This window comes from Streptomyces sp. NPDC104761, assembly GCF_055583445.1.
Map to the genome: position 1 here is coordinate 514,722 of NZ_JBVJNZ010000004.1, position 12,984 is coordinate 527,705.

Below are 12,984 nucleotides of genomic sequence, written 5' to 3' on the forward strand. Positions count from 1 at the left end.
CAGTCACACACGCCGTGCGAAGATGCCGTTCGCCCGGTAGAGGTGTACCGGCGTAGAGGGGATCATCATTGAAATCCAGAAAACTGAGCCGTAAGCGCAGCCGTGCGGCCATAGTCACGGCGGCGGCCGCCTCGGTCGTCGCCGGCGTCGCCCTCGTGCCCAACTGGAGCGCGGGCGCGGCGGTCGTCGACGACCCGACCGTGAACGCCGCGACCAAGGCGACCTTCCAGAAGCTGGCCGACGCCGTCTTCACCGACCGCACCCAGGCCCTCGTCCAGGGCGCCTCCCAGAAGAAGCAGACGTCCCGCTTCTCCGGTGACGTCCGGCTCTCCGGCATCCAGTCGCGCGACGAGAACACGGCGCTGAGCCGGCTCCGCGACCGCCAGAGCACCATCGCGAAGGCCGGCGAGACCTACAGCGCCGGCAGCACCCAGGTCACGCTCGACGCCACCCGCGTCACCGGCCGCACCGCCAAGGCCGACGTCACCGAGACGACCACGCTGACCTACGCGAAGGCCGCCGCGGGCACGCCGAAGACCACCGGCTTCCAGGCCCACCACGAGCTGACCTTCAAGGCGGACCGGCAGGGCACCTGGCAGCTGACCACCATCAAGGACACCGACGACGGCGGCCTCGCCGTCAACACGCTGTCCAAGCCCTCGGTCAAGGCGCCCGCCACCGGCGACGACGGCAACACCACGCCGGACGCCCCGCGCGCGGCCACCACGCGCAACCCCACGCCCGTGCCGAAGACCCTCACCGGCGGCACGTACGACTACAAGGCGATGGCCGCGTACGCCGAGAAGTACGTGTACAAGTACAACCCGGACTACCCGGACTACAACAACGAGACGGCCGGCGGCGACTGCACCAACTTCGTCAGCCAGTCGCTCAAGGCCGGCGGCTGGAAGCACGTCCCGGGCTACGTGTACGACTACACGAAGTGGTTCGGCACCGCCGACATCCAGTCGGACTCGTTCGTCGGCGTCAACGAGTGGTCCTGGTTCGCCCAGAACTCCAAGCGGACCACCCCGCTCGCCAACGTCTTCCAGGCGCAGGTCGGCGACGTGATCCAGATGGACTTCGACCGGAACGGATCGAAGGACCACACGATGATCGTCACCTACGTCGCCAACGGCATCCCGTACGTGACGTACCACTCCAACAACACCTACCGCAGGTCGCTGGCGAGCCTCGTCGCGTCGTACCCGAACGCGTACTACTACGCCTACCGCACCTGATCACCGGCAGCGTCACCGGCAGCGCCGTCGGCAGCCGTGAGGGCCCGCTGCTCCGCCTCGGGGTGGCGGGCCCGCCAGTACGGGTTGTCGTGCGGCAGGTTCGTACTGACCCTGCCGTACATCCCGAACACCATCAGCACGAGACCCACCACGAAACTGAACAGCACGTTCTGGATCTTGAAGGCCAGGAAGTCGGAATCCGTGTCCAGCAGGCCCAGGAACAGGAAGCCGTTCAGGATGAACAGCACCCCGAGGACCATGTTCAGCGTGGACGCGACATTCCCACCGAGCACCATCCCGACGAACAGCAGCAGCCCGACACAGATCGACAGCACGCTCAGCGCGCCGTTCGTGTTCAGGCCGATCGCGGTGTTCCCGCCCGTGTCGAAGAAACCGATGTTGTCGGTCAGCCCGAGGATCCCGAAGGCCACCAGGAACAGGCCCATCAGCCCCGCCCCGATCCGGTAGACCTGGTTCAGGCGGTGATCGACGGGCAGCGCCTCGTCGAAAATGATGCGCGGCCGCGACATCCCCGAATGCCCCCGGTGTCCCGACGGCGCCGTGTGTGAGGCCATCTCCGCCTCCCCATCTGGATTGCGGGTCGCCTCCCAATATCCGCCCGCGCCGACCGGACGGCAAACGGCTCACGGATGACCGGTGCCCCGGTCCTCCCGGATCTGCGCCACCGTCCGCGCCACCGACTGCCGCACCGCCTCCGTCTCCGTCAGGAAGTGCCAGTAGTCGGGATGCCGCCCCTCCAGCGTCCCCACCGCCCCCTCCAGCCGCGCCACCGCGTCGTCCAGCGGCCGCGCGTGCCGCGGATCCGGGCTGGACCGCCCGGCCATCGCCAGCCGCTGCGCGTCCCGGATCGCGAACCTCGTCCGCTCGATCTCCGCCTGCGGATCCTTCTGCACCGCGTTGAGCCGGCTCAGCCGGTCACCGGCGGCGGAAACCGCCTCGTCGGTCGCGTTCAGCAGCGCCCGCACCGTCGACAGCAGCGACGTGGCGTCCGCCCACCGCTGCGCGTCCCGCGCGGCCTGGGCCTCCCGCAGCTTCGCCTCGGCCTGCCGCACGTTCTCCCCGGCCTGCTGCGGCACCTGCTGCAGATCCTGCCAGCAGGCCGCCGAGAACCGCCGCCGCAGCTCGCTGAGGACCGGGTCCACCTGCCCGGCCCGGGTGGTCAGCGCCTGCGCCCGCGTCCGCAGGCTCACCAGCCGGTGATCGATCTCCGCGGCCTGCTCCGGCAGCCGCTCGGCCTCGACCCGGATCGCCTCGGCCTCCCGCTGCACCCGCCCGGCCCGCTCCAGCGTCGCCTGCACCCCGTGCTGCCCCGCGCCCTGGTTCAGCCTGGTCAGCTCCGGCGACAGGGCGGCCAGCCGGGCCGCCAGCTCATCGGCCCTGAGCGGGGTCCTCCGCACCGCGTCCAGCGCGTTGCTGGCCGCCAGCAGCGCCTGCCGGGCCCGCTCCACGGCCGGCGCCAGCCGCGCCAGCTGCGTCTCGGCCTTGCCGAGCAACGGCCCGAGCGACTCCCCGAACCGGTCCAGCTCCCCCTTGACCCGCACCAGCTCGTCCTTGGCCCCGGAGATCTCCCCGCGCGCCCGCGCCGCCGCGGCGGCATCCAGGTCGTCCCGGTCCAGGTCATGGGCGTCGATGGCCTGGATGTACCGGTTGCTCACCTCGTCGATCCGCCGGCCCAGCGCCTCGAAGTCCGAGACGGCACGACGCGCGGCGGGCGAGTCGTCGACGGCGGAGATGGTCTCTATCGAGATCCGCAGGTCCCGCTGGGCGGTGTCCAGCTCGTAGAACGCGGTCGCCGCGGCGTCCTTGGCCGCCTGCGCCTCCGCCCGCTGACTCTCCGCGCGCCCGCCGAACCACCGCCGCGTCCCGCCACCGGCGAACGCCCCGGGCACCACCAGCACCGCCAGCAACGGCAGGCTCACGAGCCCCAGGACATCCCGGAACGGCGTACGCCGGACCCGTACGGGAGGCGGGTACGACTGCTCGGATACCGCCGAAGTCGCCGATGTCCCCGTCACTTCTCCCTCTCCCGTACCACGCTGCGCCCTCTGTACTGGCGGTCGCTCCAATTCTCCCACTCGTGAAAGACGAACACACGGGCCGGTCAGTTCGCGGTCGGGGCGATCGGTCGGGGGCGGTTCCGGCATCCGGCGGTGCGGACGTGGGCGGTCGGCTCCGATACGGGTTTGCGGGACACCGGCCCCGGCAATGTAGGCTGTCGACTCGTCTCGGGTGCGTAGCTCAGTGGTAGAGCGCCTGCCTTACAAGCAGGATGTCGGCGGTTCGAAACCGTCCGCGCCCACGTGAACGAGAGGACCCCGGCCGGTGCGGCCGGGGTCCTCTGCTGTTCTCAGCCCTCCTTGTGCGCGTGCTTGAGCCGGCTTCGGGCGTCCACGCGGTCCGGTGCCGTGACCTCCGCCCAGAAGCGGTGGCCGCTGACGAACACCGCGAGTTCGTGCTCGCGGCGGCGCAGCTTCTCCACCTCGGCCTGTTCGTCCTCGGTCCAGCCCGGGGAGGCGGGGCGCTCCACCTTGCGCCAGCCGCCGCCGTCACTGAATCCGTCCAGCGGCTCGACCGACCAGGGGAGCCGCTTCAGCAGGGCCGACAGCTCGGCCCGGACCTGATGCAGCTCCTCCTGACCGGCGAGGAGGTCACTCGGAAAGTCATAGGTCGCAGCCACGCGGCAATGCTACGCCTGTTCGATTTTAGGTGGCGAGTTGGTTCGTGGGGTTCATGTGTTCGACGCACGGTGCCGGCGGAGTGCGTCACGGGCCGCCCGGGAAGGTGATCACCGCCAGCAGGCAGCCCCCGGTGACCAGCGCCTGTACGACCGCCGTGACCCACATCCGCACGGTCCACGCCGCCGCCGCGATGATCCCGGCACACAGGGCGAGGCCTCCCAGGCCCGCGGGCAGCACCCACACCGCCGCGTGCGTGCAGAGGAAAAACAGGACCTGGGTCCCGAGCAGCGCGACCACCTCGAACACCACCATCGCCACTGCCGCGACCGCGTCCCCGGCCCACTTCGCGTACCGTCTGATTCCGCCGCCCACCGCGGCAGCGTCTCCCGGAGCCGCGGGCTCCGCCGGTCCGGCCCTCATACCGATACAGGACCGGGACCCGGCCGGTGGGTGGAGGCCCTCTCCATCGACCCGTGGGTGGTGGTGATCGACCGGGTGCCGGAGGAGTCTTGAGGCATGGGATCACTGCACTCGGGACTTGTCGCCCTCACCGGTGTCTGCGTCCTGGTCTTCGTCGTGGCCTGGATCGCGGGAGCCGTCTACTTCGGCACGAAGAGCCAGGCCGGCGTGCGCGGTTGGGTGCGCGGGCTGCGCCGCACGTTGCCCCGCAGGGTGCTGCTGGTCGTCGGCGCCTGGCTGTTCTCCTGGCTGGTCGGGCACACCGCCGGGTTCTGGCACCGCCTGCAGTACTGGCAGCCCGAACTCGCCCTCCTGGGCGCCCTGCTCGCCGTCAGCGGCACGGCGCTGCTGCTGTGGGCCCGCTGGGTGCTGGGCACGATGTGGGCGAGCGTCCCGACGGTCCAGGAGCACCACGAACTGCGCACCGACGGGCCCTACCGGCTGGTGCGCCACCCCATATACACCGGCATGCTCGGACTGGTCACCGGCGCCATGCTGGCCTGCGGCTTCGGTGTCTGGACAGCCGTCCTGGCGGTCGCCGTCCCGTGGCTGCTGAGCCGGGTGCGGACCGAGGACGCGCTCATGGCCGGCCGGTTCGGGGCGGTCTACGACGCCTACCGTGCCCGCGTCCCGGCCCTCATACCGTGGACTGGGCCGGCACGGGTCCGTCCTCGCCACGGGGACGCGAGCAGCAGCCCGGGGTGAGAGCGGCGGGAGACCCCGCTACGGGCGGTGCGGCACGAGGCGGACGGTCAGGTAGGACTCGCCCGGGCCCGGGGCGCGGTTCCAGGGGCGGGTGCGGACGGTGTGCAGGCGCCCCTGGGTGAGTGCGAACCGGGGCAGGCGGACGCCGAACTCGGCCCTGGCAGCCGCCACTGACAACGGGCCGGCCCGCGGGCTGAGAAGCTGGGGGCAGGATCGTGTTCCCGCCGGGCGGGAGAACGGAGCGAGGACAGGATGAGCGGGCAGCGGCGGCCGGCGTTCGTGAAGGTGTGCGGGCTCACCCGGGAGGAGCAGATCGACTGGGCCGTCGAGCTGGGGTACGACGCCGTCGGGATCGTCGTGACGCCGAAGAGCAAGCGGTACTGCCCGCCCGAACGGGCCGTGGCGCTCGCCGGCCACGCCCGGGGACGGATCCCCGTCTTCGCCGTGGCCCTGACCCTCGCCGAGACGGCCGCCGTCGCCGAGCACGTCGACGTCATCCAGATCTACGAGCCGGCCGACATCCCGAACCTCGCCCTCGCCTCCGGCACCCCGCCCGAGAAGCCGGAGGCGCTGCGGTACTTCTTCTACGACGCCAGCGCGGGCAGCGGCGTGTTCGAGGACATCCCCCGCTGGGTCGCCGAGGTGCCGGGCAAGGTGGTGATCGCCGGGGGCCTCGACGAGCACAACGTGGCCGGTGTCGTCGCGGAGTTCGGGCCCCACGGCGTGGACGTCTCCAGCAGCGTCGAGACCGCGCCGGGGATCAAGAGCCGCGAGAAGATGGCAGCCTTCGTCGCTGCCGCCCGCACCCCCGGGCGGAACAGCCGCTAGCGGCCGGCCTCCCGCAACTCCCTGACGATGCGGGCGGTCACCGGCACGGGTACGCCGTGCCGGTCCGCCGCGCGCAGCAACGCGCCGCCGATCGCGTCGAGTTCGAGTGGCCGGCCGGCCTCCGCGTCGCGCTGCATCGAGGACTTGGCGGCGGGCGGGAAGGCGTCGTACCTGGCCAGGGCCTGGGCCGGGTCGGCGGGGGCGCCGCAGGCGCGGCTGACGGCCGCCGTCTCCGCCACGAGGGACGCCAGTTCCTCGCGGTGCCGGGTGCGGGCCTCGCCGAGGGGGAGGGCGTAGCGGGTGGTGAGGAGGGCGAACGGGGCGAGGAACGCCATCTTCGCCCACAGGACGGTGGTCTCGTCGTCCAGGACGCGCGTGGCGGGGCCGGCGGCGGTGAGCGCTTCGGCCAGGGCCTCCAGGCGGGGGCCGGCGACCTTGGCGCCGGTCAGGTCGATCTCCGCGAAGGGGCTGGTGTGTTCGATCACGCCCGGGGCGGTGCGGGTCGACTCGACGCGGATGACGGAGGGGGCCACGCGGTCGGGGGCGTAGCGGGCGCGCAGCAGCGCGGGGTGTTCCACGCCGTTCAGGAACGGGACGAGGAGGGCGTCGCCGAGGGCCGCGGGCGGGATCCGGGTGAGGGCCGCGTCCAGGGCGGTGGCCTTGACGGTGACCAGGCAGGCGTCGACGGGTTCGCGCAGGGCCGTGTCGGCGTCGACGGGGGCCGTGAAGTCGCCGAACAGGGTGCTGCGGACCTGGATTCCGGTGGCGCGCAGGGTGCGTGCGGTCTCCTCGCCGGCGAGGCAGACGACGCGATGGCCGGAGCGGGAGAGCAGGGCGGCCAGCAGGCCGCCGACGCCGCCGGGGCCGAGGACGGCGACCGTGAGGTGGGGGGCCGGTGCGTTCGGGGTGTTCGGCATGGCGTTGTCCTTTCGTCGGTCGGCCCCGGAGCGGTGGCCGCCTCTCGAAGATCCTCGCAGGAGGGAGGGGGTCTGCGGGAGACTGGGGACATGTGCCGGAGTATCAAGACCCTGCGTCCGCCCCAGCTGGCCGAGGAGGCCACGGAGGAGGAGATCCGTGCTGCCGCGTTGCAGTACGTGCGGAAGGTGTCCGGGTTCCGGGCGCCGGCCGCGCACAATCGGGAGGTGTTCGAGCGGGCCGTGGATGCGGTGGCGGAGGCGACTGCCGCGTTGTTGGGGGGACTGGAGGTGCGGGGGCAGGGGGCCGTGGGTGGTGGGGGCTGAGGGATACGGCTGCCCGCGGCTCGGGGGTGCGTCCTACGCCGGGCGGCGTCTTCGCATCAGGTAGCCCGCGCCCGCGCCCGCGCCGAACAGGGCTGTTACCGACACTGCCGTGGCCATCCAGGTCGCGCCCAGCCACTGGGCGCCGAGCCAGCCGAGGGCGACGCTGTAGATCGCCCAGGTGAGGCCTGCCAGGGCGGACCAGGGGAGGAAGTCGCGGACGCTGCGCTGGGTGGCGCCGGCGCCGAGGGAGACGATCGAGCGGCCGGCGGGGGCGAAACGGGCGAGGACGACCAGCGCTCCGCCGCCCCGGGACAGGGCCTCGCCGAGACGTTCCTGCGCGTTTGTCAGCCGTCGGGAGCGGGCGATCGCGCGGTCCAGGCGGGCTCCGCCGCGCCGGGCGAGCCGGTAGGCGAACAGGTCACCCAGGACCGACGCGGTGGCCGCGCAGAGAGTGAGCGCCAGGATGTCGGGGAGGGCGTGCGGCGGGACCTGTCCGGCCGACGCGCCGGTGCCCGCCGCCGCGGCCGTGGCCGCGGTGATGACGAGCACTCCGCTCGGCAGGACCGGGAGGAACACGTCGAGCAGCACGGAGAGGGCGACCATGGCGTATATCCATGGCCCGGCCTCCAGCGACCCCATGCTTTCCCACACGACGGTTCCCCCGCGATTGTCCTGTTGCGCCCCCCCGACGACAGCCATACAGCGTACGCCGGGGGTGTGACAGGAGTGTCACGGGGGGCTCGTATGTTCGGCAAAGGGTTGTCGGGGAACGGTCATGCGGGTGCCATGCGGTGTCATGCCATGCGGTGTAATGTCATGCGGTGTCATACGGCGACCGGGGTGTGCCGTCCGGCCGGCGCCGTGTGCGCCGGGTGCGTCTCGGTCCGAGGTCGCCCCTCGGCCGTCGCCGTCCGCAGCACCGCCCGTGCTATCGCGTCCGCGTCCGACAGGGTCACCGAGTCCACGCCCGGCCTGGCTCCCGCCGCGGTCACCCAGTGCACCCCCTCGGTGGGCACCCCGAAGGCGAACCGCCGTGCGTGCGGGCGGCCGTGACGGTCGAGGAGGCGGTACGGGCGTGGTGTGACGTCGACGCCGCCGGTCTCGTGGCCGTCCACCACGTGCGGGCGGCACGCGCCCTCGCGGAGCAGGGCGGCCAGCAGTTCGTCGGCGGTGCGGCGCAGGTCCGGCTCCGGGAGGCGGGCCTCGACGACGGTGGTCACCCGGACCTCCGAGCCGGGGACATCGGGGGAGCGGGCCACCCACGCGCCCCCGCCGTCCCCGGCGGCGGCGCCGTCCCGGCCGTCCGTGCCGTCCACGTGGTGCACCTCCACCCGCGGGCCGAGCACCTCCACCACGCCCGCCGCCAGCAGCGCGGCCAGTTCCTCGATACGGCGGCGGGGCGGGCCGATGGACAGGAACGCGTTGAGCGGGGTGTACCAGCCGTCCAGGTGGGCCCGCCGGGAGGCACCGGCCAGGCCGCCGTGGTCGACGATCAGCCGTATCTCGTTGCGCAGGTCACGCAGGACGTCCAGGGCGGCCTTGAGCGGGCCGCGTACGTTGCCGAGGGCGGCCTGTGCCGCGTCCTCGCGCAGATAGCCCAGGAGCCAGGCCCGCCACTGCGCTGGATCGGCGAACGTCCGGTCCCCGTACGGGCGCTGGAGGCGCTCCCAGGACCAGCGTTCCGGCTCCGGCACGGCGTGGGCGTCGAGTACGGCCGTTTCCGCGCGCCTGCCCTCGGCCGCGAGGAAGCGCGCGGTGAACCCGGGGTCACCGGTCAGGACGGAGTAGTAGACCGTCTCCACCTCCTTCGCGACCAGCGGCCAGATCTCCGCGAGGAAGTCGGGCGCCGCGCCGGAGTCCGCGCGGTCGCGGAAGCCCGCGATCACCTCGGGGGTGAGCAGGAGCGGGGTGTGGCGGCCGTACGGGCCCTTCGCGTTGTCGCCGCGTGCCTGGTACGGGACACCGCGCCGGGAGCCCGCGTACAGGCGGGGTTCGCGGCCGGAGGGGGCGTAGCGCAGGGTGCCGTCGGGGGTGCGGGTGAAACGGCCGCCCCGGCCGGTGGTCAGCAGGGCCAGGTGGTCGAAGAAGTTGAGGCCGAGGCCGCGCAGCAGCACCGGTTCGCCGGGCGCGAGCGGGGTGAGGTCGACGTCGGCCGGGTTGGCGGGCGGGATGTGCCGGAGGCCGTGCCGGGCGGCGTGGGCGGAGAACCGGCGTTCCGCGGCGGACGCCGTCACCGGGAGGTGGCCCTGGGCCAGCACGACCGCCGCCAGGCCGGGCAGGGTGCGGCCGTCGTGGAGGGTGAGCGTCTGATGGCGGCCTTCGGGGTCGTCGTCGAGCCGTACGGCACGGGCGCGGTGGGTCTCGACGCGGACGGCCGCCGGTGCCCGGGAGACCGTCCGGGCGAACACCCACTCCAGGTAGCGGCCGTAGTGGGCGCGGGTCGGGTAGTCGTCGGGGCCCAGCTCGCCGCCGTCCGTGGCGGCGGCCCAGGCGTGCAGGCTGGGGCCGGGCCGGACGGGGCCCGCGCAGTCCACGCTGGCGTCGGTGAACAGGGTGACCTGGCTCGCCACGGTGTTCATCAGCAGTTCCGCCGGCTGCGTCGTACGCCAGACCCGGCCGGGACCCGGTGGGTCGGGGTCGATCACGTGGACCGTGAGACACCGTCCCGGGGGCAGCAGTTCGGGGGCGGAGGCGCAGAGGCGTTCCAGGACGCTGGTGCCGCGCGGGCCGGCGCCGACCAGGGCGACGGAGACCGGCACGGCCTCCTGGACGCGCTCCTGGACGCGCTCTGGGACGGGCCCTTGGACGGCCTCTCGGGGGAATTCCTGGCGGGATGCCTGGTGGAATTCCTGGCGGGACTGCTGGGGGGACTCCTGGGGGGAGGAGGACAAAGAGGTGACTCCCGGGCGAGTGGGGGGGCGCAGGGCAGTGACGCCGCCCGCGCGGGAACGGGAAGCGGACGGTCCGCCTCATCATGCCGTCGCGGTCGGCGAATGCCAACGTGAGCCCCACGCAACACAGTTGTCACCCGGCTGTGCTCACCGTGTGGTGAGGACGGACTCCGTCACGGTCTCCAGGGTGCCGTCCCGCCGGGCCCGTTCCAGCCGCAGCCGGGCCGAACGGCCGTCCAGCGTCAGCGTCATGAGCTGGTTGCCGAACCACGGCCCGCCCCTCTTCCGCCACGTGACCGGCGGCCGTGCGCACCGCCCGTGCCGGGTCAGCCGCCGCCCGAGGAACCGGGCCAGGGCGCTCCAGCCGAACCGGAAGCCGGCCCGGATCGTCGGCGGCACGGAGTTGTGGACGGGGGAGCAGGTGAGTTGCAGCACCCGGGAGCCGGGCGCGCTTCCGGCGGGCCACGCGGGCTCGGCGACGTAGGCGTGGTGGACGTCCCCGGAGAGCACGCAGATGGAGGCGGGTGCCGCGGGCCCGGAGCCGGTCCGGGCGAACAGGTCCGCCAGCTCGGCGAAGGACGTGGGGAAGGCCGCCCAGTGCTCCAGGTCGGCCGCGCGGCGCAGCCGTTCCCCGAACCGGGCCCAGCGGGCGCCCCGTTCGCCCCGGCACAGGGCCGCGTCCCAGGTCTCCAGGTCGTGTATCAGGTGCGGCAGCAGCCAGGGCAGCGAGGTGCCGACCAGGAGATGGTCGTACGACGCGCGGTTGTCCAGGGCCTGTTCGCGCAGCCACCCGGCCTCGCCGGGGTCGAGCATGGCGCGGCTCTGCTCGGCCAGGACCCGCGCCGCCCGGGTGTCCACCATCAGCAGCCGGACCCGCCCGAAGTCACGACGGTAACTCCACCGTACGGAGGCCGGATCGGCGTCGGCCCCGGCGGCGAAGGCGCGCAACTCGGCCGTGCCGTCGGGCGCGTCGCACACGGCGGCGTACAGCGGGTCGGCGGCCAGCGCGGCCGGGGAGAGGTTGCCCAGGTGCTGGTGGACCCAGTACGACATCAGTCCGCTCAGCAGCCGCTCCTGCCACCAGGGCGTGGCGCGCACGTCGGCCAGCCAGGTCGCGGAGGTGTTCCAGTCGTCGATGACGTCGTGGTCGTCGAAGATCATGCAACTGGGCACGGTGGAGAGCAGCCAGCGCACCTCCGGGTCGAGCCAGGACTCGTAGTAGAGGCGGGTGTACTCCTCGTAGTCCGCGACCTCGGCGCCGGGCGGGTCCGCGAGGTCGCGGCGGGCGGCCAGCCAGTGCCGGGTGGCCGCCGAGGTCTCGTCGGCGTACACCTGGTCGCCCAGCAGCAGGAGCACGTCGGGCCGCTCGCCGCCGGCGGCGATGCGCACGGCGAGGCTGTCGAGGGCGTCCGGGCCGACCGGGTCCCGGCCGTCGGCGGGCGGCGCGGCCCAGCGACAGGAGCCGAAGACGACGTGCAGGGGCGCGCCCGCGGCCGGGGTGCGGATCACCGGGGGCGGGAAAGGGGAGCCGGTCGGCGGCCACACGCGGGTGCCGTCGAGGAGGACGTCGTACGACGGCGCGGTTCCCGGGGTCAGGCCGGTGACCGGGACGAGGGCGTAGTGGTGGCCGGCCACCTGGAAGGTGTGCGCGGTGCCGCCGGCGCCGTCCGAGCAGCGCACCTCGGCGGTGCACGGACGGCTCGCCTCGACCCAGACGGTCGCCGACGAGCCGTCGGTGTACCTCAGCAGCGGTCCCAGGCGCAGTCCGGCCACGATCGCCCCGCCCTCTTCCTCGGTCGGTTCGCCTCTGTCGCCCCGTACGGTACGGAACGACGAGGTCGGCGGGGAGGCCCCGACGCGGAAAGGGGGCAGGGAAGGGGGGGGCGGAGCGCGGGGAAGCGGGACGCCGCTGCGGCCGGCCGGTTCAGCAGGCGGAGAGGTAGCTGGTGAGCGCGCTCTTCTCGGCGGAGTCCACGGAGAGGTTGTAGTAGTACTTCACCTGGACCCAGGCGCGGACGTAGGTGCAGCGGTACGAGGTGAGGGACGGCATCCAGGTGGCCGGGTCCTGGTCGCCCTTGGACTGGTTCACGTTGTCCGTGACGGCGAGGAGCTGCGGGCGGGTGACGTCGTTGGCGAAGGCCTCGCGCTGGGCGGTGGTCCACTTGCTCGCGCCCGAGTCCCAGGCCTCGGCGAGGGGCACCAGGTGGTCGATGTCGACGTCGGAGGCGGAGGTCCAGGTGGCGCCGTCGTAGGGGGAGTACCAGGAGCCGCTGGTGGCGGTGCAGGCGGAGTTGGTGACGACGTTCGTGCCGTCGCGCTTGAGGATCCACTCGCGGGTGTTGCAGGTGCCGCTGATGGTGTCCCAGGTCGGGAAGAGGTCACGCGCGTAGCCGGTGCGGTTCTCGGTGGCCACGGTGAGGGAGGCGAGGTAGGTGCGGGCGGTGGACGCGCTGACCGGGGTGGGCAGGGCGGCGGAGGCGCTCGGGGAGTTGAACAGGGCGGCGGAGGCTATGAGTCCGGTGAAGGCCGCCAGTATGCTGAGCCGTCGACGCGCGTAGAACTTCGGCATGCGGAACTCCCTTGTGGGGTGGGGGTGTTGGGGCGCGGGCGAGGGAATGCTCGCGCCGCCGTGTTGCCGGTGGGTGAGCGTTCGGTAAGAAACTAATGACGTGCGCATGACACGACAAGATGTGCGACGTGACTCACAGGCGGGGCGTGCGGCCTTGGGATCGGTGGCGGGGTCACGTAGTCTTGACGGCGTTGAAGGGGAGTAGCTCTTCGCCGGACCGTCGACATACTGCTCAGCCCGTCTGAGCCGGCGCCCGGAGGCGGACCTCGGCCATCTCGGTCACGAGGCCGCCAGCGAGACCTTCGGCAAGCAGTGCACACCTGTGCCGTACGGCACAGGTGCCCGTGTGCG

Annotated in this window: 14 protein-coding genes and 1 tRNA gene; 5 read left to right on the plus strand and 10 right to left on the minus strand. The window is 72.9% G+C overall.

Annotated features, from left to right (window positions below; translation table 11 throughout):
- Nucleotides 1-68: 68 nt before the first annotated feature.
- The gene (locus ACZ63F_RS15160; protein WP_469711269.1) at nucleotides 69-1,241 is read left to right on the plus strand and encodes an amidase domain-containing protein; all 1,173 of its coding nucleotides are present in this window, start codon (nucleotides 69-71) and stop codon (nucleotides 1,239-1,241) included.
- Here ACZ63F_RS15160 and ACZ63F_RS15165 read toward each other — a convergent pair.
- On the minus strand, nucleotides 1,229-1,771 hold the full coding sequence (locus ACZ63F_RS15165) for a DUF4383 domain-containing protein (protein ID WP_469711270.1): 543 nt from the start codon (nucleotides 1,769-1,771) through the stop codon (nucleotides 1,229-1,231). The genes ACZ63F_RS15160 and ACZ63F_RS15165 overlap by 13 nt on opposite strands.
- A 114-nt stretch (nucleotides 1,772-1,885) precedes the next feature.
- On the minus strand, nucleotides 1,886-3,277 hold the full coding sequence (locus ACZ63F_RS15170) for a hypothetical protein (RefSeq protein ID WP_469711271.1): 1,392 nt from the start codon (nucleotides 3,275-3,277) through the stop codon (nucleotides 1,886-1,888).
- A 212-nt stretch (nucleotides 3,278-3,489) separates the two neighbouring features.
- Here ACZ63F_RS15170 and ACZ63F_RS15175 point away from each other — a divergent pair.
- Nucleotides 3,490-3,561 (plus strand) — tRNA-Val (locus ACZ63F_RS15175).
- Nucleotides 3,562-3,609: 48 nt separating this feature from the next.
- On the opposite strand, the gene ACZ63F_RS15180 is transcribed toward ACZ63F_RS15175, so the two are convergent.
- Nucleotides 3,610-3,939: a hypothetical protein gene (locus ACZ63F_RS15180; protein ID WP_352353292.1), complete on the minus strand. Its 330-nt coding sequence runs from the start codon at nucleotides 3,937-3,939 to the stop codon at nucleotides 3,610-3,612.
- A gap of 85 nt (nucleotides 3,940-4,024) precedes the next feature.
- Complete coding sequence (locus tag ACZ63F_RS15185) at nucleotides 4,025-4,312, minus strand: hypothetical protein (RefSeq protein WP_469711274.1); 288 nt, start codon at nucleotides 4,310-4,312, stop codon at nucleotides 4,025-4,027.
- Between the two features lie 144 nt (nucleotides 4,313-4,456).
- Between ACZ63F_RS15185 and ACZ63F_RS15190 the strand changes: the two genes are divergently transcribed.
- Nucleotides 4,457-5,104: a methyltransferase family protein gene (locus tag ACZ63F_RS15190; RefSeq protein ID WP_469711276.1), complete on the plus strand. Its 648-nt coding sequence runs from the start codon at nucleotides 4,457-4,459 to the stop codon at nucleotides 5,102-5,104.
- Nucleotides 5,105-5,122: 18 nt separating this feature from the next.
- Here the strand turns inward: ACZ63F_RS15190 and ACZ63F_RS15195 are convergent, their stop codons facing one another.
- Entirely contained in the window at nucleotides 5,123-5,275 is a 153-nt protein-coding gene (locus ACZ63F_RS15195; protein ID WP_469711279.1) for a hypothetical protein, read from the minus strand.
- Nucleotides 5,276-5,356: 81 nt separating this feature from the next.
- On the opposite strand from ACZ63F_RS15195, the gene ACZ63F_RS15200 reads away from it, so the two are divergent.
- A complete protein-coding gene (locus ACZ63F_RS15200) occupies nucleotides 5,357-5,932 on the plus strand; it encodes a phosphoribosylanthranilate isomerase (protein ID WP_469711281.1) in 576 nt (191 codons plus the stop codon).
- On the opposite strand, the gene ACZ63F_RS15205 is transcribed toward ACZ63F_RS15200, so the two are convergent.
- Complete coding sequence (locus tag ACZ63F_RS15205; protein ID WP_469711282.1) at nucleotides 5,929-6,849, minus strand: ketopantoate reductase family protein; 921 nt, start codon at nucleotides 6,847-6,849, stop codon at nucleotides 5,929-5,931. The two genes, ACZ63F_RS15200 and ACZ63F_RS15205, sit on opposite strands and share 4 nt — an antisense overlap.
- Nucleotides 6,850-6,939: 90 nt before the next feature.
- Here ACZ63F_RS15205 and ACZ63F_RS15210 point away from each other — a divergent pair, with 90 nt between their 5' ends.
- A complete protein-coding gene (locus ACZ63F_RS15210; protein WP_351954779.1) occupies nucleotides 6,940-7,173 on the plus strand; it encodes a DUF2277 domain-containing protein in 234 nt (77 codons plus the stop codon).
- A gap of 33 nt (nucleotides 7,174-7,206) precedes the next feature.
- On the opposite strand, the gene ACZ63F_RS15215 is transcribed toward ACZ63F_RS15210, so the two are convergent.
- From ACZ63F_RS15215 to ACZ63F_RS15230, 4 genes are all read right to left on the minus strand, one after another.
- On the minus strand, nucleotides 7,207-7,812 hold the full coding sequence (locus ACZ63F_RS15215) for a DedA family protein (RefSeq protein WP_469711405.1): 606 nt from the start codon (nucleotides 7,810-7,812) through the stop codon (nucleotides 7,207-7,209).
- A gap of 185 nt (nucleotides 7,813-7,997) precedes the next feature.
- Nucleotides 7,998-9,932, minus strand: coding sequence for an FAD/NAD(P)-binding protein (locus ACZ63F_RS15220; RefSeq protein ID WP_469711407.1), 1,935 nt, complete (start codon nucleotides 9,930-9,932; stop codon nucleotides 7,998-8,000).
- A 279-nt stretch (nucleotides 9,933-10,211) separates the two neighbouring features.
- The gene (locus ACZ63F_RS15225; protein ID WP_469711286.1) at nucleotides 10,212-11,837 is read right to left on the minus strand and encodes an alkaline phosphatase D family protein; all 1,626 of its coding nucleotides are present in this window, start codon (nucleotides 11,835-11,837) and stop codon (nucleotides 10,212-10,214) included.
- A 151-nt stretch (nucleotides 11,838-11,988) separates the two neighbouring features.
- Complete coding sequence (locus tag ACZ63F_RS15230) at nucleotides 11,989-12,633, minus strand: HNH endonuclease family protein (protein ID WP_093503550.1); 645 nt, start codon at nucleotides 12,631-12,633, stop codon at nucleotides 11,989-11,991.
- Between the last annotated feature and the right edge of the window lie 351 nt (nucleotides 12,634-12,984).